The organism is Paenibacillus campi (assembly GCF_034659835.1).
Classification (GTDB): domain Bacteria; phylum Bacillota; class Bacilli; order Paenibacillales; family Paenibacillaceae; genus Saccharibacillus; species Saccharibacillus campi.
On the sequence record NZ_JAXSQZ010000002.1, the window covers coordinates 812,691 to 834,525 of the forward strand.

Annotated in this window: 19 protein-coding genes and 1 other annotated feature; of the genes, 9 read left to right on the forward strand and 10 right to left on the reverse strand. The window is 46.6% G+C overall.

The genetic code is table 11. The annotated features are described in order from the left end of the window. The first annotated feature begins 198 nt into the window (after positions 1–198). Positions 199–618 carry a LysM peptidoglycan-binding domain-containing protein gene (locus tag U1I11_RS08655; protein WP_322905667.1) on the forward strand — a complete coding sequence of 140 codons (420 nt, stop codon included), beginning with the start codon at positions 199–201 and terminating at the stop codon, positions 616–618. A 381-nt stretch (positions 619–999) separates the two neighbouring features. Here the strand turns inward: U1I11_RS08655 and mtnB are convergent, their stop codons facing one another. The 7 genes from mtnB to U1I11_RS08690 all read right to left on the reverse strand — a co-directional run bounded on the left by mtnB (position 1,000) and on the right by U1I11_RS08690 (position 9,050). After that, positions 1,000–1,644 (reverse strand): methylthioribulose 1-phosphate dehydratase, encoded by a 645-nt coding sequence (gene mtnB, locus U1I11_RS08660; RefSeq protein WP_322905668.1) that lies wholly within the window; start codon positions 1,642–1,644, stop codon positions 1,000–1,002. Continuing rightward, complete coding sequence (locus U1I11_RS08665) at positions 1,641–2,315, reverse strand: 2-hydroxy-3-keto-5-methylthiopentenyl-1-phosphate phosphatase (protein WP_322905669.1); 675 nt, start codon at positions 2,313–2,315, stop codon at positions 1,641–1,643. The genes mtnB and U1I11_RS08665 overlap by 4 nt, the downstream gene beginning before the upstream one ends. Continuing rightward, the gene (locus U1I11_RS08670) at positions 2,312–3,526 is read right to left on the reverse strand and encodes a 2,3-diketo-5-methylthiopentyl-1-phosphate enolase (protein ID WP_322905670.1); all 1,215 of its coding nucleotides are present in this window, start codon (positions 3,524–3,526) and stop codon (positions 2,312–2,314) included. The genes U1I11_RS08665 and U1I11_RS08670 overlap by 4 nt, the downstream gene beginning before the upstream one ends. Then, positions 3,523–4,392 carry a pyrroline-5-carboxylate reductase gene (gene proC / locus U1I11_RS08675; RefSeq protein WP_322905671.1) on the reverse strand — a complete coding sequence of 290 codons (870 nt, stop codon included), beginning with the start codon at positions 4,390–4,392 and terminating at the stop codon, positions 3,523–3,525. The genes U1I11_RS08670 and proC overlap by 4 nt, the downstream gene beginning before the upstream one ends. Before the next feature lie 383 nt (positions 4,393–4,775). Then, entirely contained in the window at positions 4,776–6,026 is a 1,251-nt protein-coding gene (locus U1I11_RS08680; protein WP_322905672.1) for a glutamate-5-semialdehyde dehydrogenase, read from the reverse strand. A gap of 167 nt (positions 6,027–6,193) precedes the next feature. Further along, entirely contained in the window at positions 6,194–7,303 is a 1,110-nt protein-coding gene (gene proB / locus U1I11_RS08685; RefSeq protein ID WP_322905673.1) for a glutamate 5-kinase, read from the reverse strand. Positions 7,304–7,365: 62 nt separating this feature from the next. Beyond that, positions 7,366–7,585, reverse strand: a binding site (T-box leader). A gap of 259 nt (positions 7,586–7,844) precedes the next feature. After that, positions 7,845–9,050: a pyridoxal phosphate-dependent aminotransferase gene (locus U1I11_RS08690; RefSeq protein WP_322905674.1), complete on the reverse strand. Its 1,206-nt coding sequence runs from the start codon at positions 9,048–9,050 to the stop codon at positions 7,845–7,847. 367 nt (positions 9,051–9,417) lie between these two features. On the opposite strand from U1I11_RS08690, the gene U1I11_RS08695 reads away from it, so the two are divergent. After that, positions 9,418–10,227 (forward strand): carbon-nitrogen family hydrolase, encoded by an 810-nt coding sequence (locus U1I11_RS08695; RefSeq protein ID WP_322905675.1) that lies wholly within the window; start codon positions 9,418–9,420, stop codon positions 10,225–10,227. Positions 10,228–10,237: 10 nt separating this feature from the next. On the opposite strand, the gene U1I11_RS08700 is transcribed toward U1I11_RS08695, so the two are convergent. Next, positions 10,238–10,402: a hypothetical protein gene (locus tag U1I11_RS08700; RefSeq protein ID WP_322905676.1), complete on the reverse strand. Its 165-nt coding sequence runs from the start codon at positions 10,400–10,402 to the stop codon at positions 10,238–10,240. 1,073 nt (positions 10,403–11,475) lie between these two features. Between U1I11_RS08700 and U1I11_RS08705 the strand changes: the two genes are divergently transcribed. Together U1I11_RS08705 and U1I11_RS08710 are read left to right on the forward strand one after the other, a co-directional pair. Next, the gene (locus U1I11_RS08705) at positions 11,476–12,411 is read left to right on the forward strand and encodes a ring-cleaving dioxygenase (RefSeq protein ID WP_322905677.1); all 936 of its coding nucleotides are present in this window, start codon (positions 11,476–11,478) and stop codon (positions 12,409–12,411) included. Positions 12,412–12,457: 46 nt separating this feature from the next. After that, complete coding sequence (locus U1I11_RS08710) at positions 12,458–13,063, forward strand: alpha/beta hydrolase (RefSeq protein ID WP_322905757.1); 606 nt, start codon at positions 12,458–12,460, stop codon at positions 13,061–13,063. Positions 13,064–13,587: 524 nt separating this feature from the next. Here the strand turns inward: U1I11_RS08710 and U1I11_RS08715 are convergent. Both U1I11_RS08715 and U1I11_RS08720 read right to left on the reverse strand, forming a co-directional pair. Beyond that, positions 13,588–14,319, reverse strand: a complete 732-nt coding sequence (locus U1I11_RS08715; RefSeq protein WP_322905678.1) for a DsbA family oxidoreductase — start codon at positions 14,317–14,319, stop codon at positions 13,588–13,590. A 488-nt stretch (positions 14,320–14,807) separates the two neighbouring features. Continuing rightward, complete coding sequence (locus tag U1I11_RS08720) at positions 14,808–15,734, reverse strand: LysR family transcriptional regulator (RefSeq protein WP_322905679.1); 927 nt, start codon at positions 15,732–15,734, stop codon at positions 14,808–14,810. A gap of 458 nt (positions 15,735–16,192) precedes the next feature. Between U1I11_RS08720 and leuC the strand changes: the two genes are divergently transcribed. The 5 genes from leuC to U1I11_RS08745 all read left to right on the forward strand — a co-directional run bounded on the left by leuC (position 16,193) and on the right by U1I11_RS08745 (position 21,833). Further along, positions 16,193–17,617 (forward strand): 3-isopropylmalate dehydratase large subunit, encoded by a 1,425-nt coding sequence (leuC, locus tag U1I11_RS08725; protein ID WP_322905680.1) that lies wholly within the window; start codon positions 16,193–16,195, stop codon positions 17,615–17,617. 34 nt (positions 17,618–17,651) lie between these two features. After that, entirely contained in the window at positions 17,652–18,254 is a 603-nt protein-coding gene (leuD, locus tag U1I11_RS08730; RefSeq protein WP_322905681.1) for a 3-isopropylmalate dehydratase small subunit, read from the forward strand. 420 nt (positions 18,255–18,674) lie between these two features. Beyond that, positions 18,675–20,537: a tetratricopeptide repeat protein gene (locus U1I11_RS08735; protein WP_322905682.1), complete on the forward strand. Its 1,863-nt coding sequence runs from the start codon at positions 18,675–18,677 to the stop codon at positions 20,535–20,537. Between the two features lie 16 nt (positions 20,538–20,553). After that, complete coding sequence (locus U1I11_RS08740; RefSeq protein ID WP_322905683.1) at positions 20,554–21,156, forward strand: NADPH-dependent FMN reductase; 603 nt, start codon at positions 20,554–20,556, stop codon at positions 21,154–21,156. Beyond that, positions 21,153–21,833 carry an O-methyltransferase gene (locus U1I11_RS08745; protein WP_322905684.1) on the forward strand — a complete coding sequence of 227 codons (681 nt, stop codon included), beginning with the start codon at positions 21,153–21,155 and terminating at the stop codon, positions 21,831–21,833. The genes U1I11_RS08740 and U1I11_RS08745 overlap by 4 nt, the downstream gene beginning before the upstream one ends. The last annotated feature ends 2 nt before the right edge of the window (positions 21,834–21,835 follow it).

Below are 21,835 nucleotides of genomic sequence, written 5' to 3' on the forward strand. Positions count from 1 at the left end.
CTCATGAAAACAAGTACCGGATGCTTAAAAAAGCTATGTTTGTTTTATATTTATACATCCATATGATGCTGCTCACGTATCGTTATCCGTAAATACGTCATCAGCATTAACTCAGCTTGTTTACTTAAATGGCGTCGTCAGCAGACGGTGTAATACACAAATGATATTAAAAACATAATTCAAGGAGAGATTTCAATCATGAACCAAAAAATTCAAAAAGTTCTGTTATCCACTGCTTTAGTTGCAGGCTTCGGCGCTGTAGCTGTATCCGCTCCATTTAGCGCAAACCATGCTTTTGCTCAATCGGAACAAAAATCGAATCATGAAAAAAATAAAGAAAAAGCAGATCGTCTTGCTGACAACGCCGCTTTCTTGGCAGCTCAAGAAGCTCAATTCCAAGCGCTGTTTGGTAAACCAGCAACAAAAGAAGAAGCAGCTGCCCCTAAAGAGACAACTGCTAATGAACAAACACAAGCTAACAAACAAATCACTGTTGTCGTTCCACAAGGTGCCAGCCTGACTGAACTTGCTGCTCAATATGGTGTAACTGTAGACGAGCTGGTTGCTGCCAACAACCTGCTGCCAGTTGGTTTCCAATTGACTGTTCCACAAAAGTAAGAAACATCTGATTTGCCAAGAACAGATGAATAGCATAACGCATCCCTTCGAAATCGATTGCTGCCACAATCGGTTTCGTACGTACGCTATCCTTTTTTGTGTGCAACAAACGCAACAACATCAGATTATGTAGAGATGACAAATGATAATTGCATGCTTGTTTTATGCGATTGGATTTAGTATACGGGTATTTGTGATAAAGGGCAATAATAAAAATCGATTTTTATGCAAAAAAAGCTGACATTTCATTCGATGTCAGCTTTTTTGTACGTTTTTATGGCGAGAAAAGCGAATAATCGACAAATATTTTGCTAAAATGTTCGATTTTAGTATAGTTATTGCGCTTATCTTTCTACTTTTATGCATAATGTGCATACGTATTTACTTACGCAGCAACAGATCGCGATAAATATACTCGAATATAAACTCGAATGCTTCCAGATGGCGTTTTGCTGCAAACGCATTGTCGCCCCACGCATAAATACCATGACCACGCAGTAAAATGCCTGGCACCGCCGGATTAAGCGCATCTGGCACCAGTTCGGCAATCCGTGCAATATCCGCATAATTAGGCAGCACAGGCACAGTAATGGCGGCATTTTCCTCCCAGATGTTAAACGCTTTGATCAGTTCCAGCCCTTGAATCGGAACTTGACCGGCTGCACCGAAATATTCGCTAACGAGATTGTTAAAGACGGTATGCACATGGAATACGGCTCCACAGCCGGTTTTGCGATAAATCTCGCAATGGATAAGCGTCTCGGCACTCGGTTTGAGCGCGGTAGTTTCACATGGACGACCGTCCTGATCTACAAACAGGAAATCAGCAGGCGTACTTACCGATTTGTCTTTACCGCTCGCTGTAATCGCAAAATGAAAATTGTCCGGCGTGTACTCACCGACCCGTAATGACAGATTGCCGCTTGTGCCTGGAAACCAATGGCGGGCGGCAAATTGCTCCTTAATACCGCTTAACTGTTGTAATGTCGCTTGTTTTTGCTCTAATGGAATCGTCACAAAACTCATGAATGGATCGCTCCTGTTCTTTGGCGAAAGTCGGTAATAATGTCGTGAAATGTTTCGAACGGCACATGCGGCACACCTAGCTCACGGCATTTTTCGGTTAAAGTGGAACGCGAGTAAACCAAATCAGCGATTTTGGCACCTTCAAAATCGGTCACACTGTCACCGATCAAAATGCGCTCATAACGTTCCGGCGGGAAAGCGCGCATGACGGTCGTTTTGCACATTCCGCACTCATTGTCGCAATGCTCATCACACGGATGCGGCCATAAAATTTCGATCCGTTCACCCGCAAAATCGGCGCCATTACAAAAAATATGCTGCTCTGGTATGTCAAACGGTGCCAGCAATGGTTTCAAAAAGAAGTCGATCCCGCCGCTGGTCACATAATACGGAATATGCTGCTCGCGCACAAAGGCGAGAAATTGAGCAAACCCTGCACGGATGCTAGCATGCTGCATCACAAAATCGATAATGTCCTGTTTTTGCGTGGAAGGCATCAGCGCAAATAATGCCCCTACGCCATCACGAATCGAACGACGCTGATTCAAAATGTCATCGATAATCGGCTCATAACCGGCAGGGGAGAAATGTTTCATAATCGCAACGATATTGTCCGAATTCGTAATCGTACCGTCAAAATCGCAAAAGATGACCGGTTGTCGTGTACTCATCGCTCGCCACCCCACAATTCCAGCGCTTGCGCCAGTTCGGGATGCCCTTGCGCCGCATAATCAGCAAGCGGGCTACCGGCAAGCGCCGCATCGATCGCCTGCTGAAAGGCGCGTCCGCCAGCACTGGCGCCGCCCGGATGACCGTGAATGCCACCACCCGCGTTAATGATCACTTCGGTGCCAAAATCTTTTAAAATGAGCGGCACCAAGCCTGGATGAATGCCTGCCGACGGCACTGGAAAGCTATGTTTGTACGGGAGACGGCTCGTAATAAGCTGTTCCTGAATCGCCATATTTTCCGCGCGTGGCATCGTTACTGAGCCGTATGGAGAAGGGAACAGCACCAGATCGGCACCAGCAAGACGCATGAGCTGTCCGAGCAATACGGAAGCGGAGATGCCGTAATAAGGCGAAGGATAATAAGCACCGGCAAGCGCCGGATGCGCCATAATCGGAATCGAAATGTCCGGATCGGCACTTAACTCAGCTAGCACATCATAGCCATAAGACAGCACATTGAGCAACAATGCGCTGGCACCGGCATCAATCGCTTTTTGCGCCTGTTCACGCAATTTGAACGTCGAGCCGGTCAAATTGGCGGCATACAGCACTTTTTTGCCTGTTTCCGCCTGCGCGGCTTCGGCGGCTTTGCGACACGCTTCCACGCGTTTCTCAAGCGGTGTCAGTTCATTTTCGAACAATATTTCGTCATCTTTGATCAGATCGACACCGCCGAGCGCCTGTGCGCTAAATTGGCGGGTTAGCTCATCGAGATCATGACCGATGACCGATTTGAAAATGCTCATTAACAACGGACGCTGTGGCACACCAAGCAGCTCACGCACACCTTGCACGCCAAACTTCGGCCCGTTAAAATGGCGCAGAAAACGTTCCGACAATTCTAGATCGGTCAGCTTAATCCGTCCGTCCATCGAAATTTTGCCAAATACGGTCACGAGCAAGGCAGGAATATCACCGCTGAAATTAACGTCAGGATACGCGATCCGAATATCGGCATAACGCTCACCGTCTGCTGAACGCACTTCATCGATAGCGATCACTTCACCCAGATGTTGTTTCATCGATGCTTGTTTGGCGGCAGGTAGTTCTGTCCAACTGCCTACGGTCATACCGATCGCGATAGCAGTTGCTTTTTTGTGAAAATCCGCCTGTTCGTCATAACAGCGGTACGTTGCGATGCAATAACTCATGAAAGTTCCTCCTTTAATGCTGCCCCCATTTCACGGGAGCGTTCGGCACAGCGTTCGATGCCGTGCATAATCGTTTGTTTCATTTCGTGCTCATCGAATAGTTTGATTGCCGCAGCGGTCGAACCGTTAGGCGAGGTAACTTTGGCACGCAACTCGGCTGGTTCTTCTCCGGTTTGCTGTACCATATGGGCAGCACCGATCGCGGTTTGGATCGTTAGCTCGCGTGCTTGTGCGAGCGAAAGCCCACCCTGTACGCCGGCTGCAATCATCGCTTCCATCATATAGTATATATAAGCAGGGCCGCTGCCGGAAATACCGGTTAATGTTTCCATTTGATGTTCAGCGATTTCGGTGACTGTACCGACCGCTTCAAATAGACGGCGTACCGTTGTACGCTGCTCATGGGACACTTCATCCGCATAGACGATGCCAGTCGCACCTAGACCGATCGTACTCGATGTGTTGGGCATCGTACGGGCGATCGGTTGCGGTTTGCCAAGCAGCTCCTGAATCGTGCGAATTTCCAAACCGGCGATGACCGAGACGAGTAGTTGATCCGGTTTGAGCAGCGGGCTAAGCTGCCGTAATGCTGCCGCTGCATCAATCGGCTTCATTGCCAGCACGATAATGCCTGCCTGCTGTAACGCTTCATTACGCTTTGTTTCATCGTTGACGACCGTAACGCCATAGCGCTGAATTAAATATTGCAAACGATCCTGATTGCTGCGATTCAGCATCGTCACCTGACCCGGAACAACGACCGAGCGATTGACGAGCCCACGTAAAATAGCTTCCGCCATTGAACCTGCTCCGTAAAAACAGATCGATTGTTCGATTAACGCATGTTGTGTTGAAGAATGACTCATAATTGATCTTTCCTTTCGTTTGAAGGCGCTTGTGCGCAGACTTTTTTGCTTTAGTAGACACCACTCCGGGAAGGAATAAGGGGACGGGCTCCCGTCTCGACCAGGAATCTACGGATAGGGAGAGAATGTAGATTCCCGTGCTCAAAAGAGGTAGGGTATTTTGCTGCGCAAAAACCTTTTTTCATTGCACATCGTGTTTGAAGTTCGTAAACACTGAAGTCGTCTTTACCCCTTATTTCCTGTCCGCAGTGAAGTGCTGCTCGCAACATGCAGTTTGCGTATCCGCTTGGTAGGTGTGGCATGTAGGGCAAGTGCTTAACCGCCACGATGTGTACGAAGCCCGGCTTTGTCAGCCAGGCTTCAGTGATGATGGCACATAGGGATTAGCCGCGTATTTGGCCGTTGCCGTAAATTTTGTATTTGGTTGACGTGAGCGCAGGCAATCCCATTGGGCCGCGAGCGTGCAGTTTTTGGGTGCTGATGCCGATTTCGGCGCCAAAGCCGAATTCGAAGCCGTCGGTGAAACGAGTGGACGCATTGTGGTAGACGGCTGCTGCGTCGACTTCCTGCATAAAGCGTACCGCATGGGCTTGATCCTCGGTCACGATGCATTCAGAATGTTTGGTGCTATAGGTGGCGATATGCTGGAGCGCTTCATCTAATGAAGCGACGATTTTGACGTTTAAAATATAATCGTTGTATTCGGTCGCATAATCTTGCTCGGTTGCAGCGGTTGCCCACGGCAAACGTGCCAGTGTAGCGGTACATCCGCGAATTTCGACTTGATATTGTTCGCGCAGACGCTCTGCCAGCTTTACAAATGCATCCGTATCATAATCGGCATGTACGAGCAGCGTTTCCATCGAATTGCAGACGGACGGACGATGTACTTTGGCATTTATGGAAATTTCATCCACCATTGTCGTCAGCGCCGATGCATCGACAACTGTATGGCAAATGCCAGCGCCGGTTTCGATGACTGGTACGGTCGAGTTTTGCACGACAGTTTGGATTAATGAGCTGCCGCCGCGTGGGATGATCACATCGATCAATCCGTTCAGGCGCATAAGTTCATTGACCGATGCGCGATCGGAATCTTCAATTAATTGTAATGCATCGGCAGGAACGGCAGAGCGTTCCAGTGCACGATGCAGCACGGCGACGATTTGACGGTTGGAATGCAGCGCTGCTGAGCCGCCACGCAGTACGATCGCATTGCCTGTTTTCAAAGCGAGTCCAGCGGCATCGACGGTTACGTTCGGACGCGCTTCATAGATCATGCCGATTACACCGATCGGCACGCGAATTTTCTCGATATGCAGTCCGTTCGGACGCTCGATCACTTCGAGCAGCTCGCCGATCGGATCGTTTAATTCCACGATCTGGCGCAAGCCTTCAGCGATATCGCCGATACGCTTCGTATCTAGACGCAGACGATCAAGCAGTGACTCGGATGTGCCATTGGCACGACCATGCTCGATATCTTTATGATTGGCAGCGATAATTTCATCCGCCTGTTCGATTAACGCATCTGCCATCATTAACAATGCCTGATTTTTGTGTTCGGTAGTAATGCTAGCAAGTGGGAGTGCGGCTTTGCTCGCCAGTGTTGCTTTTTGTACGACTTCACTCATTTGTATACCTCCTGACGCCCGCAGGCGAAGTGATAATCATAATCCGTTCTGGATAATACTTCCCGGCTCATTTGCGCTTAGCCCAAATCGAGCAGGCTCATCGTGTTTGTGTATGCTAATACGTTATGTTCTGGTGTGATGCAAAATACAATGCAAAATCGCTCATGTTACAACGTAATCCATTCATCCCGATGGATCGCTTCCAGATGTTGAATATAATCGAGACCGAGTGTGGCAGCAATGCGGCTGCTTGGCAGCCCGGCGATTTGTTGTAATTGATCATGATCATAATTGACAATGCCGCGCCCGAGCATCTCACGCTGTAAATTGTGCACCTCGACCACATCACCTGCATGAAATTGCCCTTCGATCTGACGGATGCCGACCGGCAGCAAGCTACGTCCATTGTCGATTAGCGCCGTTTCCGCTCCTTCATCAATGACGAGTGTGCCCAGCGGAACGCTAAGAAAGCCGAGCCATTGCTTTTTCATCGGCAATGATGCGCTATGGGTGGCAAAATACGAACCTTTTCCCGTACCACGCGCCGCCGTCAGCAGATCGCCCGGTTGTGTAACACGTCCGACAAAGACGGGAATACCGCCACGGGTTGCGATTTTGGCAGCATCGACTTTGGAGCGCATCCCGCCTGTGCCGACAGCCGAACCTGCACCGCCGGCAACCGCATAAATTTCCTCCGTAATCTCGTCGATCACATCGTAGCGCACCGCATTGGGGTCTTTATTCGGATTAGCGCTGTACAACCCGTCCACATCGGTCAAAATAAGCAGATGGGATGCGCGCGCCAGATTGGCAACGAGTGCGGACAATGTATCATTATCACCAAATTTTAGCTCATCGACCGATACGGTATCATTTTCATTAATGACCGGGATTACGCCTTGCTTAAGCAACTCCTCGATCGTCATGCTCGCATTGGCGGCACGTTTGCGATGCGTAAAGTCGCCGCGTGTCAGCAAAATTTGTGCACTGACTAGACCATGCGCGGCAAATGCTTGCTGATAATCCCGCATAAGCAGCGCCTGTCCAATCGAAGCCGCCGCTTGTTTTTCATGCAATAGCTTCGGACGGGCGGCATATCCGATTTCCCGAAATCCAGCCGCGACCGCACCGGAGGTGACGAGCAGCACCGAATGTCCGTTTTGCTGCAATGCAGCGATTTCCGAGGCGAAAAAAGCAACCGCCTCATGATGTAATCCGCCCTGTGGGCCTGTCAGCGAGCTGCTGCCGATTTTCACGACAATGCGCTGATGTTCCATGCTTATTCACTCCTTTGGCATAACAACAAAAAAGACTTTCGCCCTCCGTATCCATACAGAATACAAAGGACGAAAGTCTGAACTTCCGCGGTACCACCTTTATTGACAGCCTCGAGCTGTCCGGCTTCGTGCCCGGATAACGGTGGGAAGACCGTCCGACGTTTGGCGCCGGAAGCTCAGGGGCAGGTTCGGCAGGAGCTGGCGGTGAATCCTTTCAGCCTCCGGAATTCACTCTCTATACACGCCGCTTGATTTGCTTACTATTCCCGTCATTGCGTTAATTGTTGTTGCTGATTAGGATAGCACGGACTTGGACTTTTGCCAAGTACCGCGCCAGCGTTCGATAGAAATTTAATGTAAAATCATCGTACTTTGACCAGTATCCATTGGAGTGTGAAAGCTAGTTCAAGCGCTGTAACATACTAGCACATCACAACATTAATATTGAATATGGTCAATGTAACAAGGAAGTAGACTTGTGGAGTAGTTACAACGAGTTAGCCTAATGAACGATCATCTGTGCATGAGCAGCGTGTAATGATTAAACGAACAAATTCAATTTGCCGATCCGTTGCACTGCTTCACGCAGTCGTTCTTCCGACGTTAGCAGACCGATGCGCACATACCCTTCGCCGCCTGCGCCAAAACCGATGCCTGGCGCAACTGCCACATGCGCCTTTTCCAGCAATAAAGTAGCAAATTCGCGTGATGTCATACCATTAGGCACCGGCAACCAGCAGAAAAACGAACCTTTAGGCGCTTCAGCCGACCAGCCAATCTGTTGTAATTGTTCAAAAAACGCATTACGCCGCGATTCATAGCGTGCCACCAGCTCGGTTACGCATTGCTGATCACCGGTTAGCGCTCGTGCCGCTGCCGCTTGAATGCCGCCAAACAAACTTACATACACATGATCTTGCATCAGATTGATCAAACGAATAATCTCACGATTACCGAGCGCAAAGGCAACCCGCCAGCCTGCCATATTGTACGTTTTGGACAATGTATAAAATTCGACCCCAACTTCTTTCGCACCCGGCACTTGCAAGAAACTGACCGGCTTTTGTCCATCAAAACCAATCGCACCGTAAGCAAAATCGCTAGCAACGACGATCTTATTTGCTTTGGCAAAAGCGACTGTTTGCTCATAAAACGATAACGGCGCTGTTGCGGAAGTCGGATTGTTCGGATAGTTTAAAAACATCAGCTTCGCCCGTTCCAGCACATCCGGTGCAATCGCACTGTAGTCTGGCAAATAAGCGTTGGATTCGGTCAGCGGCATAAAGCTCATCTCCGCCCCAGCTAGCGCTACCCCAGACCAGTAATCCGGGTAACCGGGATCAGGCACGAGGCAGATGTCGCCTTGCTCCAGCATAATTTGACTAATCTCGATCAGCCCTGTTTTGCCGCCAAACAAAATCGCCACTTCGTTTTCAGGATCGATGTCCACATCATAATCTTGTTTGTACCGCTGTACGATCGCTTCTTTCAAAAAGGCGTACCCGCTAAAAGGAGAATATTTATGGTATTGCGGATTGCCTGCCGCGACGCGCAGTTCTTCAACGATATGCGGTGGAGTCGGCTGATCAGGATTGCCCTGACCGAGATTGATCACATCATGACCTGCGGCAACTTGCCGATTCACATCTTGCACCAGTTTGGCAAAAAACTGCTCGGGCAGCTCATTCATTATCGCAGCTGGGCGAATCGGGAAGGCGGAAACGCCAGTATCGTTTACATTCGACATCGTATTCATCACTCCGGTTGATTCAATTTTGAATGGTCAGCTTGTGCTGCATGTACATAATGATCCTAATCTATCACGATTTTTCCGATTGGCATAGCTATGTTATTGGAAAAGATAGAGCGAGCAGGGGGGGATTGTTAGCACAGTATTGCTTTTCCGCGCACACCGAGGATATGATAAACAAAATAATGACTTGGGGCAGATGATAACGAATATAGTACTTTGACCAAGAGGAATTGGAGTGTTGAAGCTGTTTTAAGGTCGTATCGATCAGTGATTTCAGTACACAATCCAAATTAACATTTAACTTGGTCCAATTAGTAGGTATGAATGATCCCTAAATTTTGTACAAGGAGAGCGATGTTTTATGTGTGCACAGCAATACTATATTAGCCTGATTCAAATGGATATTCGGCTCGCTGATCCGCAGTACAATCAGCAGCGTGCCGGGGAATGGATCGCTGAGGCGATGACAGCCGAACCGAAACCGGATGTGATCGTACTGCCGGAAATGTGGAATACCGGCTATGCGCTCGATCGCTTGGACGGCATTGCTGAACCGGAAAATGGACCGATTTGTCGCTGGTTAAGCGAGACGGCAGCGTATTATGGCGTGACACTGGTCGGCGGCTCGATCTCCGAACAGCGTAGCAGCGGGTTTTACAATACATTATATGCGTACGCACCGAACGGCAACCAACTGACCCGCTACGATAAAATCCATCTGTTTAAGCTGATGGATGAAGAAAAGTTTATGCAGCCTGGCGAACAGACGGCGTTATTCCCGCTCGGTGATGTGACCGCTGCCGCTTCGATCTGTTATGATATCCGTTTTCCTGAATTGGCGCGCACATTGGCGTTGGCAGGGGCAAAAGTATGGTTTGTGCCAGCGGAGTGGCCGCACCCGCGCCTGCATCATTGGCGCACATTGCTGACGGCGCGCGCGATCGAAAATCAGATGTACGTGATCGCTTGCAACCGGGTCGGACGGGATGAGAAAAGCGAATTTTTCGGGCACTCGATGATTATCGATCCGTGGGGCGAGATCATTGCTGAAGGCGGGGAAACAGAATGTATCGTGCGCGCCACCATCGATCTCGAACTGTCTGAAGATGTACGCGGACGCATTCCGGTATTTGCCGATCGTCGACCACAATTGTACAAGCATCAAGAGTGAGATTGGGATATCATTTGCAGAACCAGAACCAGAACCAGAACCAGAACCAGAACCAGAACCAGAACCAGAACCAGAACCAGAACCAGAACCAGAACCAGAACCAGAACCAGAACCAGAACCAGAACCAGAACCAGCTAAAATGTGCTGTCTGACCGATTCCATCGTATGAGCACATAACTGCATCAGAACATAAACGTTGTCTAGGCTATATGACATTACACTACACACGTAACGCGGTCAGCTCACTAGTTCCTTGACCGAGATTAATTTGAGTTTTAAAGCTGGATCAAGCCCTATGGATGAGGATATCAGCACACAATCAAAATTGAAATTTAGCTTGGTCAAGTTACTATTAGACTGTCTTGAATGAAAATTGTGTTTGAACGTAACTTAACCGATTCAGCATCAAGCGATGGTTAGATCGACAGACTGTACATGTACTTGAGACAGCCTACTAGTGGGCTGTCTCAAATGGAAATTGTGTTTAAACGTACCTTAACCGATTCATCATCAAGCAATGGTTAGATCGAAAAACCGTAAATGTATTTGAGACAAGCTACTAGTGACTTGTCTCAAGCAGATGTAAGGTTGCGTCCATCTGAACCGTGCTTGAACCGTGCAGCATTCAGACGAACGCAATCCCTGAACAAATTTGAGACAAGCTACTAGCACGAATATAGCTATGCCAAAGCATAATCAAAATTAATATAATAGGTGAATTGGTTAAGCGATGATCCTATGCGCATACTAAAGCAATAGTGTAACCCCTACTGCGGTACAGCATAAGGAAACAGACTCCCATCACGCACAGGAATCTATGGAATAGAAGTATATGCTAGATTCCCGTGCGGACGATGTAGGGTCTTTTGCTGTGCAAAATCTTTTTCATTATACACCGCGTTTGAAGAACGCAAATATTGAAGTCGTGCTTACCCTTATCCGTACATTCTAACTTGCATCTAAGCATATCTATAGCTGATTTATCAGCTTATTTATTACAATACCGAATCGTTGCACTGCTAAGTTGATATACATACGTTAGCACGATAGGCTAATCTTTCTATTTTACTTACATAAAGTAAGTTAGTTTTGAATTCACGAGAGATTTATTCGAATAACTTTCTTTTGGGGAAAAATTGGATATAATAAACATTAGAAAATGTTTATAATTAAAGATATTTAAAATCAGACGTTTATTTGATCTGTATTGGCACTATAATTTACGCTATAAAAAAGGAGCTGAAATGTATGCAACTTCGTACAGCAGGTATTCATCATATTACGTCATTTGTGACCGATCCACAGCGCAATGTGGACTTTTATGCGGGTATTCTCGGTTTGCGGATGGTGAAAAAAACGATTAATTTTGATGCGCCGGATGTGTATCATCTTTATTTTGGCAATGAGGCAGGGGCGCCGGGCACGATCGTTACATTTTTTCCACAGCCTGGAGCACGGCGTGGGACAGTAGGCAGCGGGCAGCTTGGTATTACCGTATTCGCTGTTCCGCCGGGTGCATTGCCATTTTGGGAAGCGCGTTTGAGCCGACTCGGTGTGCATGTGGACAAAGTGAGTCGTTTTGGGGAACAATTGCTGCGTTTTGCCGATTATGATGGGTTACGGATCGAGCTGGTTGAACGTGCGGAAGGCACATCCAGCAACTGGCAATGGGAAGATATTACTGCTACAGAAGCGGTCAAAGGTTTTGGCGGTGGTGTGTTATTTAGCGCAATGCCGGAACGTACGCTGCATACGGTGGAGCATGTGCTTGGTCTGGAACGGATTGCGGAAGAAGATGGATATGTGCGTTTTCGGGCAACTGGCGATATCGGCAACATAATCGACGTCAATGCGCATGAGCTGCCACGCGGTATAGGCGGAGCGGGTACGGTTCACCATATCGCGTGGCGTGCAACCGATTTTGAACAGCATGAGCAGTGGCGTACGCAAGTAGCTAAGGCAGGTTTTCAGCCGACACCGGTCATTGATCGCCAATATTTTAATGCCGTTTATTTCCGTGAAGATGGCGGGATTTTGTTTGAAATTGCCACCGATCCGCCCGGCTTTGCTAATGATGAGCCAGCCGATGCGCTTGGTAGCAAATTAATGTTGCCACACTGGTATGAGCCACAGCGCACATTGATTGAAAACAATTTGCTGCCGATTGAAGTTCGTTCACTATAATACCGGATTCATATCGATCAAGGAGGCTATAATGATGACAACAACGATGAAGCATGTATTCAAGCAAGGTACAGACCCGAACGAGCCGGTATTGCTGCTACTGCATGGTACGGGCGGGAATGAACATGATTTGCTGCCGCTGGCAGAGCTGATTGCACCGTCCGCTTCGGTACTTGGCGTGCGCGGCAATGTATTGGAAAACGGGATGCCACGCTTTTTCCGTCGCCTGGCAGAAGGGGTATTTGATGAGCCTGATCTGATCGCGCGTACCTATGAGCTGAACGCTTTTCTAGATGAAGCTGCGCTAGCATACGGATTGGATCGCCGTAATATCGTTGCTATCGGTTATTCCAACGGTGCTAACATTGCGGCAAGTTTGCTTTTTCATAATAAAGAAGCGTTGCGTGGAGCGATTTTGCATCATGCGATGGTTCCGCTACGCAGTATTAAGTTGCCTGATTTGACGGGGGTACCGGTATTTATGGCTTCAGGCACGAACGATCCGATCGTACCACGTGCCGAAAGTGAAGAACTCGGTCAACTGCTGGCTGAGGCAGGTGCCGAAGTTGAACTGCATTGGGAAAATAATGGACATCAACTAACCGCATCCGAAGTGCATGCGGCAGCGGCATGGTTTAAAAACGTATTTTGAACTTGTGCGTTGGCATGGTGCTTGTTTTGCGTTACTGCGCTGACTATAGTTTGAAAATGTATGTTGAGCTTGTTGGTTTAATCGTATTGGTGTGACAGCAATAGCATTTCCACCGAGACGATGGAGTAAAGTGTTGTACGGATAGAGTATAAACATTTGATCTAGCACCTTGACCAAGTTAAATGTTAATTTTGATCATGCACTGGAATCCTGATAAATAATAGCTTGTTCCAGCTTTAACACTCAAATTAATCTTGGTCTAGGTACTAGAGCGAGTCAGAAGCTGTGTATATGTAGATCGAGTCTAGTTTACATGTTGCGTACAAGCTGAATAGCCTATTTTGTAAAATGTGGATGGGAGCTTTCTTACTGTATGAACAGCTCATCGCCTGCGTAGTTTGGTACTTGCATGGTGTGCTATCGACTATCCGTTTATAAAAGAACAAGAAGCCAGCTCCTACTATCATGTCAGGAGCTGGCTTCTTGTTGGATCGTACATAACGTATCAAATGCAATTTAGCGAATTACTGTTTGTCTGACTCGTTGTCGGTAGCAGGCACAGCACAAGCATCATCCGTGCATTGCGCACCTTGTGCAGCATCGCCTAACATTTGCAGTGGCTGTTCTTCCGCCCAAATATCGTTCAGCGCACGGGTGAACGTATCGGTTGGTTGCGCCCCGGAGACGGCATATTTATCATTGATTACAAAAAAGGGTACACCGGTAACACCAAGTTGTCCGGCGAGCTGTTCATGTCTGCGCACATCTTCGCCGTACCGATCGCTTTGCAATATGTCCAGCGCTTCCTGGCGATCCAATCCGATTTCAGCGGCGATATCGGCAAGTGTATTGTGATCGCCAATATGACGGGAATCGGTAAAAAAGGCACGGAACAGCGCTTCGTTCATGTCCGCGCCTTTGCCTTTGGAAACGGCAAATTGCATCAGCCGATGAGCGTCAAAGCTGTTCGTCAAAATCATCGCATCAAATTCAAAATGCAAACCTTCCTGTGCAGCTTGTGCGCCGATATTGTTGTTCATTTGGCGAACATGCTCGATCGTTGTGTTGTACTTGCTGGCGAGCATTTCATTGTTCGTCATCGGTACATCACGCTCGGCGGATGGGTCTAGTTCAAAGCTTTTAAAATTTACTTCCACTTGGTCGGCATGTGGAAATTGCGCCAACGCTTTTTGCAGTCTAGCTTTGCCAATATAACAGAACGGACACTGGTAATCAGACCAGATATCGATTTTCATTGTTTATACCTCCGGTATTGGTGATTATGTTATACACCATTCCATTCGTAGCCAGTAGGCATACGTCCGGTGACAGCACGTATAATCTATGTCTATCGTACTATTATTACTTTTAATAATCAACTGAATAAAATAAACAGAGTGTGCAGTATAACTTGACTGTATTAAATTTTAATTTTGGTGGAAATCTATTAGCTTGTCTTAGAAAAATTCACGGTATGCCTACTTCATAATTGCTTGATAATGAACATGTTTAGGTATGTTCGAACCTGATTTTTAATTGAGACAGTCTACTATGCAACATCAAACTATATGTTTAAAGCAGTCAATGTAATAGGTTTTGTGTATAAAAGGCGTACGTCCAAATGGAGTGGGAAGCAACTGTGTAATTTTATTTACTACTTCGTTAACTGGAAGGGCGAATCATTATCGCAATGTATTCATATGACGTCCATACCGACCTATCCATTGGTCGTCTGCCATTGCCATTACAGCTGTTCTTTCGACACGACCTGTTCCATCGTATGTTTAAACGATTCGATAAATGCTTCTGCTGCTTTGGACAAATAACGTCCTTTGCGTCGTGCTAGCACAAGCGTCCGGCTTGGAATCGGCTCTGCGAGCGGCAAATAAACCGGCAAAAATTCGCCACGGCGCGCTCTGGCGATATAATGCGGTACAAACGTCACGCCCATACCGGTAGCGACGAGCGACTGGATCGTCTCGATATTGTTGCTTTCAAATACAACTTTCGGTTCAAAACCAGCTTCTTTGCACACATCAAACACAATTTTGCGGAAGCCTTGTCCTTTTTTGAGCACGATAAACGATTCGTCTCGCAGCTCGGACAGCTTTACCGGGGTATGATCGCCTGCCAGAAAACGCTCTGCCAGTGGATGATTGGGCGGTACAGCAAGATCGATTAGCTCCTCGGCAACCGGCTCATACGTGAGCGACGGTTCGGTTAGCGGTAACGCCAACAAGCTTAGATCGGTCTGTCCGCTCGCGGTTAGCTTTTCCAAATTGAGCGACGTATCTTCCAGCAGCATCACTTCAATCTGCGGATATTGCGTGCGAAAATCAGGCAGCACATGGGGCAGTAGATGGGAACCGGTAATTTGCATACTGCCAACGATGACACGCCCGCTTTGCAATTGGGAAATGTCCGCCATTTCGCGGCGCAATTGCTCGACCGAATCGATAATTTTTTGCGCATGTTCGACAAAGCTTGCTCCCGCTTGGGTAAGCTCTACCGTACTCGTATTGCGCTGAAACAGCAGCACACCGAGTTCTTTTTCCAGCTTGGACAGCTGCTGGCTAAGCGAAGGCTGGGCGATATGCAGTTTCTCGGCAGCACGCGAAAAATTGCGCTCGGCAGCGATTTGCAGCGCATATTGTAGTTGTCGAAGTTCCATAATGTAAAAGCTCCTTTGTGAAGTGAGTATTAAGAAAAGTGAAGTCAGTGTCCAAAAAACAGAAAATAGGTAGCGCTATCCGGTTGTTTTAACGGAATAAACAGACGGTTCGCTTATAAGATAAACCTATAGCTTCTATAGTTATAATATCTTAGACCTATCGCTCTGACAATGCTATATTGTAGTTATTATAAACAGTCGTTCCATAGCATACAGGCGTACAGAGTGGGATGAAGTGGAGAGTATGCAGGCGTTGATAAAGCTGCCGGCAACGATCCAGCCAGTGCATGAATCGGTGACGAGCAATGATTCAGTTAATGAATGAGTCACACGCAATAATTGAAGTCATTTAGGATGAGACACATCGGTTTTCGGGTCCGAAGGCAAGACAGAGTGTACATATGCTCTGGCGAAAATCGAGGCAAAGTCTGATCTCAATTTAAGATGGGGTGAATACGATGAGTAAAAAAACATTATTTGAAAAAATTTGGGACAATCACGAAATTTACAGCGAGCAAGGCAAACCGAGCGTACTGTACATTGATTTGCATCTCGTGCACGAAGTAACATCACCGCAAGCATTTGAAGGCTTGCGTCTTAGCAATCGTCAAGTTCGTCGTCCAGAGCTGACATTTGCGACGATGGATCATAATGTGCCGACATTTGACCGTTTTAATATTACCGATCCGATTTCCAAGCAACAGATCGATACGTTAACGCAAAACTGTCAAGATTTCGGTGTTAAACTGTTTGATCTGAATACGATCGACCAGGGCGTTGTGCACGTTATGGGGCCGGAACTTGGTTTGACGCATCCGGGCAAAACGATCGTTTGTGGCGATAGCCATACATCGACACACGGCGCATTTGGCGCACTTGCGTTTGGTATCGGAACGAGTGAAGTTGAGCACGTACTGGCGACGCAATGTTTGCAGCAATCGAAGTCCAAAACGATGGAAATTCGTTTTAACGGCAAACGTAAACCAGGTGTAACCGCCAAAGATATGATCCTCGGCGTGATTGCCAAATACGGCACTGACTTTGCAACTGGTTATGTGATCGAGTACACCGGCGAAGCGATTCGCGCTCTGTCGATGGAAGAACGTATGACCGTTTGTAATATGTCGATCGAAGGTGGCGCACGTGCGGGCCTGATCGCACCGGATGAAACGACATTTTCCTACTTGCGTGGACGGCAGTACGTACCACAAGGCGCGGCATTTGACGAAGCGGTCGCACGTTGGAAAGAGCTGACTACCGATGAAGGCGCTTATTATGATCATGTGATCGAATTTGATGTGGAAACGTTAATCCCACAAGTAACCTGGGGCACAAGTCCAGGTATGGGGACAGACATCACATCCGCCGTACCGAATCCGGCAGACTTTACTACTGAAAATGAACGCAAAGCGGCTGAAAAAGCGCTTGAATATATGGATTTGGCACCAGGCACACCGATGGCAGAAATCCCGGTCGATTATGTGTTTATCGGCTCTTGCACCAACGGTCGGATCGAAGATTTGCGCGCTGCTGCACAGGTGGCAAAAGGCTATACCGTGTCCGATCGTCTGACCGCAATCGTCGTACCGGGTTCTGGTCGCGTGAAATTGCAGGCGGAAAAAGAAGGACTGGACGTTATTTTCAAAGAAGCTGGTTTTGAATGGCGTGAAGCGGGTTGCAGTATGTGTCTGGCGATGAACCCGGACGTGCTGAAGCCTGGACAACGCTGTGCTTCCACTTCCAACCGTAACTTTGAAGGTCGTCAAGGACGCGGCGGACGTACGCATCTCGTATCTCCTGCAATGGCAGCAGCAGCAGCGATCAAAGGACATTTTACCGATGTGCGCGACTGGGAATTTAAATCCGAGCCTGTATTAAGCTAACTTGAACGAACCGAATTGAGAGGAGTTTTTAACAATGGAACCATTTAAAAAGTTGGACGGTATTGTAGCCCCGGTTGACCGGGTAAACGTAGATACAGACGCGATCATTCCGAAGCAGTTTCTGAAACGGATTGAGCGTACTGGTTTTGGACAGTTTCTGTTTTATGAATGGCGCTGGGATGAAGAAGGTAATGTGAACGAAAATTTCGATATGAACAAATCGCGTTATAAAGGCGCTTCTGTGCTCGTATCGCGCGCTAACTTTGGTTGTGGCTCATCCCGTGAGCATGCACCGTGGGCGATTATGGACTATGGATTCCGCTGTGTCATCGCACCTTCGTTTGCGGACATTTTCTATAATAACTGCTTCAAAAACGGCATTTTGCCGATCAAGCTGTCTGAGGAGCAAGTACAAGAGCTGTTCGAGCGTACGTATGCGAATGAAGGCTACCGTCTGAAAGTCGACCTGGAAAGCAAAACGCTTAGCGATGATCAAGGCTTAGAAATTCAGTTTGATCTGGACGAGCACCGTCGTCAATTTCTGCTGCAAGGGTTGGATGATATCGGTCTGACGCTGCAACATGAAGCGGATATTAGCGAATACGAGCGTACACGTGGGGCACATTTGTTTGTGTAGGTTAAGAGTGATATAACATTACATGATGTCAAAAAAACGTATAGAATTATAATCATATAATGATATAAAAGGGACTTTATGTTAAATAAAGTCCCTTTTTTGATGTTAAATATAAAAAAATGGAAAAAATTAAAAAAATTAAGTGAACTATATTGACATCAAAATCGGGATGTTGTAAATTTTAGGTGCAACACAATATACCAAAAACTACATAGAGGAGGTGTAAATATGGAAAAAGAACTTCTGGAATTTTTGGAAGATTTGAGCATCGAAACTGAAGAAGCACAAACGGAAGAAATCGAAGTTGCTTCCCTAGTTGTGGCATGGTAATGACGATGGTACGAAAAGAATACTTGCTTGTGAAAAGGGACGCTCGTCCCTTTTCTTTATATCTATTCCGCATATAAAGGAGTGAGAATAGTGATCATAAGTGAGATTTTGCCGGAACGTTTAACGACACAGCCGATCATCTGGATCGAGCAACTTGCCCCATTTCATGCAGATTCATTGTCATTGGAACAGTGCATCCCTATCCATTATTCCATCGAAGATCGTTCTTTTGCAGCATACTCCACCGTAGAACATATTTGGAATCAGCTGATCACTTACGCTGAACAGGCTGGCGTAAATTTTAAGCTCGTACACGATACGCGTCATTCATTTGAACAATTAATGAATAGCTGGAAAAGACTGGACATGAACTCTGATTCCATTATTTATAGCATTATTCGCAGAATCAGTCGTGAATCAAATACGACTGCCAAATGGATCGATCAAAGTGCTGCTAAAATGGTTCGACTTATTGAAGCACTAGCGATGCATACGAACAAACGAGTCGTCTGTATCATCGAGCAAGCAGAATGGCTGGATCGACCTTCCATTCGGTTGCTTAATCGTTTATATAAGCTGATGCCGTTCGGAGAGACCGGATTAATTTTGCGATTTGCTTGTGCGATTCCTGCGATTACGGAACTGGATGAACCGTTTGATATTAGTTGCAGTATTGCGGTTGCACGCGCAAGAATTTTTAAACGTTTGCTGAGTGAACAATCACCGCTCATTTGTGCAGGTGAAGTACCGGTTGCTACATACCACAATTGTTCCTACCAAGCATCCGAGTATGGAATTTTAGCTGATGCCGCCTTGGCACTTGTAACACAAAATTATGAAAATGCGTATTTGGCATGTTTTGCTGCGTTTAACAAACCGGTCGTAAGCGAGGAAGCGTATCGGATTTGTGGACTTGTTCATGCTAATTTGTCTCTTTATGATCAAGCGTATACGTTGTTCCAAACTGCAGCTGTACATGCTCGTTCGTTACCTGTTCAAGCGCATATTGAATGTTTATGTGCATTGCTCGCGGTAAAACGATTTTATAATCTAGACATTGCTAATGAACATTATCAAAAAGCATTAACACTAGTGAATGAATCCGATGAGCAAAATCGGTTAGAACGGGGCTGGGTCTACAACGGATTAAGTTTTATGGATACTGTTGCCGCATCGCGTTTGACCGGTTCAGACAAACAGCAGCAACTTGAAGCTGTGTTTTATCGGGAGCGTACCGCGTTCCAACTTATCAAACAAGATAACAATCCTGGTGCTTTATATTTGCGTTATAATTTACTGTCCAATATGACTTTTTTGCTTGAAATTAAAGGCGATTATCAAAATGCATTGAAAATGTGGGAAAGTGCTTTTAATCGACTGCTAAAAAATCAACATGCATTTGAGTACCGCACAGGAATGCTTGCTTGGAAGGCTGGCGAACTTGAAAAAGCTATTTCTTTACTGTTAAAGGCACGGGATGAAGCTACACGACAAGAGGATCGTTTGGATTTGGAAGGAATTAATGAGGCGTTAGGATATATTTTCTTTCACAAAGGACAGTATGAGCAAGCATTTGATTATTATGAGTTAGGGATGGAACTATCCTGGTCGTTGGCTCACTGGTCAGAATGTAAGCGACAACTGATTGGATGTTTGAAAGCGATGCAAGAAATGCAACAGCAAACTCCGGAACGCATTTGGAATAAGATGATTCAATTTGCAAAAGAACCGCGTATCGCCCAAGCGGAACGTCAGTTTTTTGCTCAATCACGAGTGGACATATGGTCTCAAGTAGCTACTTATAAACTGAAAATGCCTAAAAGTAAATTATCATCTTATCATCCTTCCGTTGATCTGGAAATGACGCCTGATGTCGATATGAATGATTTTTTGATTAATCAAGATGAACATTTAGCGCATATGAAACAAAAAATAACACCGGTATCTCGCTAGGTTTGGAGGGATAATCATGTTGAATAATTCTCATATCTCCGGTAAAACGCTTATCGTCTGTGGAAGCTTAAAACCGGGCCCAAGCAAAGATAGTAAATCAGCTGCTCGTGAACTGCTAAAAATTGTGCAAAAAAGTTTTGCTGATCATCATTATGATCACTATAATTACGTGGATTTGCGTGAGTTGCAGCTACCTTATTTTGATGGCAGAGGGCCTTTGGAATATGCCGAAGCTAGTGTGAAGCAATGGTATGAATCGGTTATGGAAGCTGAACATATTATTGTGTCGGCTCCTGCCTATTGGCGTACATTGTCCGGTGGATTTATTAATGCGCTCAATGTGCTTGGAGGACCTTTATACGATTATCCTGAACAAGCGGACTTCTTAAAAGGGAAGACGATTTTTTTAGTCGTTGTAGGTGCTGAGTACGCGGATGCTGTGCTTGGAGCTTCGCAACTGCGAGCCACGTTTAGCGCAATGGGCGCTACCGTCGCACCGAAAGATATTGTAGTAGGCAATTTAAGGCAGACCGATCAAGCGACGAGAACGCGGATTGCGAATGATTTGTATCAACTGGGGCAACGCATTGCTGAGCAACATCGTCAGGAGGTTTTATGATGGCGGAAACGTCCGTGCAACCCCATTCTTTGGACAACAAAATGCAACAGCTGATTGCGCGTCTTGTCGATTATGAATTGCTCGCCAGTGACGCGACATTTGATGCAGCTTCATTTCACGAATTTAAACGCTTTGTGGCATCACAAGTACACGTATCCTCCACTACAATTAGCAAAGTGATGGAACGTTTATTATTTTCTATAAGTTCTACGCAAACGATTCAGCATATCGTTGTGTTAGGAAGTTATTGCGGATATGCGATGTTATGGATGGCGGCAGGCTTACAAAGCAAACCTGATGCCGTGATCGATGGATTTGATATTAATGAGCAAGCTTGTGAGCTGGCGCGGCTGAATATGGAGCGAAGTCGCTTGCAACAGGCGCATATTTTTAACAAAGATGCTTATACTGCTACCGAAAATTATGAAGATGGCAGCATTGATCTGCTGTTTATCGATGTAGAACATCATGGAAAGTCGGATTATGCTCCATTGTTACAGCAGTGGCTACCGAAGCTGAGCAAAGGAGCGATTGTGTTGGCACATGATCCGTTGATTGCTAAGTTTCAGCAAGATTTTGCAGCGTATCATCAGGTAGTGACCAATAAAGCATTGTTTACGAAGACACTTACATTACCTATTGACGAATGCGGTGTGGAAATCAGCATTCGCCCATAAGG

Bases quoted from the DNA above. Each gene is read 5' to 3' on its own strand.
- U1I11_RS08665 (WP_322905669.1), bottom strand. From the start codon at position 2,315: ATGAGTACACGACAACCGGTCATCTTTTGCGATTTTGACGGTACGATT.
- U1I11_RS08745 (WP_322905684.1), top strand. From the start codon at position 21,153: ATGATGGCGGAAACGTCCGTGCAACCCCATTCTTTGGACAACAAAATG.
- U1I11_RS08690 (WP_322905674.1), bottom strand. From the start codon at position 9,050: ATGTCGAATGTAAACGATACTGGCGTTTCCGCCTTCCCGATTCGCCCA.
- U1I11_RS08710 (WP_322905757.1), top strand. From the start codon at position 12,458: ATGAAGCATGTATTCAAGCAAGGTACAGACCCGAACGAGCCGGTATTG.
- mtnB (WP_322905668.1), bottom strand. From the start codon at position 1,644: ATGAGTTTTGTGACGATTCCATTAGAGCAAAAACAAGCGACATTACAA.
- U1I11_RS08655 (WP_322905667.1), top strand. From the start codon at position 199: ATGAACCAAAAAATTCAAAAAGTTCTGTTATCCACTGCTTTAGTTGCA.
- U1I11_RS08680 (WP_322905672.1), bottom strand. From the start codon at position 6,026: ATGAGTGAAGTCGTACAAAAAGCAACACTGGCGAGCAAAGCCGCACTC.
- U1I11_RS08700 (WP_322905676.1), bottom strand. From the start codon at position 10,402: ATGTGCTCATACGATGGAATCGGTCAGACAGCACATTTTAGCTGGTTC.
- U1I11_RS08740 (WP_322905683.1), top strand. From the start codon at position 20,554: ATGTTGAATAATTCTCATATCTCCGGTAAAACGCTTATCGTCTGTGGA.
- proB (WP_322905673.1), bottom strand. From the start codon at position 7,303: ATGGAACATCAGCGCATTGTCGTGAAAATCGGCAGCAGCTCGCTGACA.
- U1I11_RS08720 (WP_322905679.1), bottom strand. From the start codon at position 15,734: ATGGAACTTCGACAACTACAATATGCGCTGCAAATCGCTGCCGAGCGC.
- leuC (WP_322905680.1), top strand. From the start codon at position 16,193: ATGAGTAAAAAAACATTATTTGAAAAAATTTGGGACAATCACGAAATT.
- U1I11_RS08695 (WP_322905675.1), top strand. From the start codon at position 9,418: ATGTGTGCACAGCAATACTATATTAGCCTGATTCAAATGGATATTCGG.
- proC (WP_322905671.1), bottom strand. From the start codon at position 4,392: ATGAGTCATTCTTCAACACAACATGCGTTAATCGAACAATCGATCTGT.
- leuD (WP_322905681.1), top strand. From the start codon at position 17,652: ATGGAACCATTTAAAAAGTTGGACGGTATTGTAGCCCCGGTTGACCGG.
- U1I11_RS08715 (WP_322905678.1), bottom strand. From the start codon at position 14,319: ATGAAAATCGATATCTGGTCTGATTACCAGTGTCCGTTCTGTTATATT.
- U1I11_RS08670 (WP_322905670.1), bottom strand. From the start codon at position 3,526: ATGAGTTATTGCATCGCAACGTACCGCTGTTATGACGAACAGGCGGAT.
- U1I11_RS08705 (WP_322905677.1), top strand. From the start codon at position 11,476: ATGCAACTTCGTACAGCAGGTATTCATCATATTACGTCATTTGTGACC.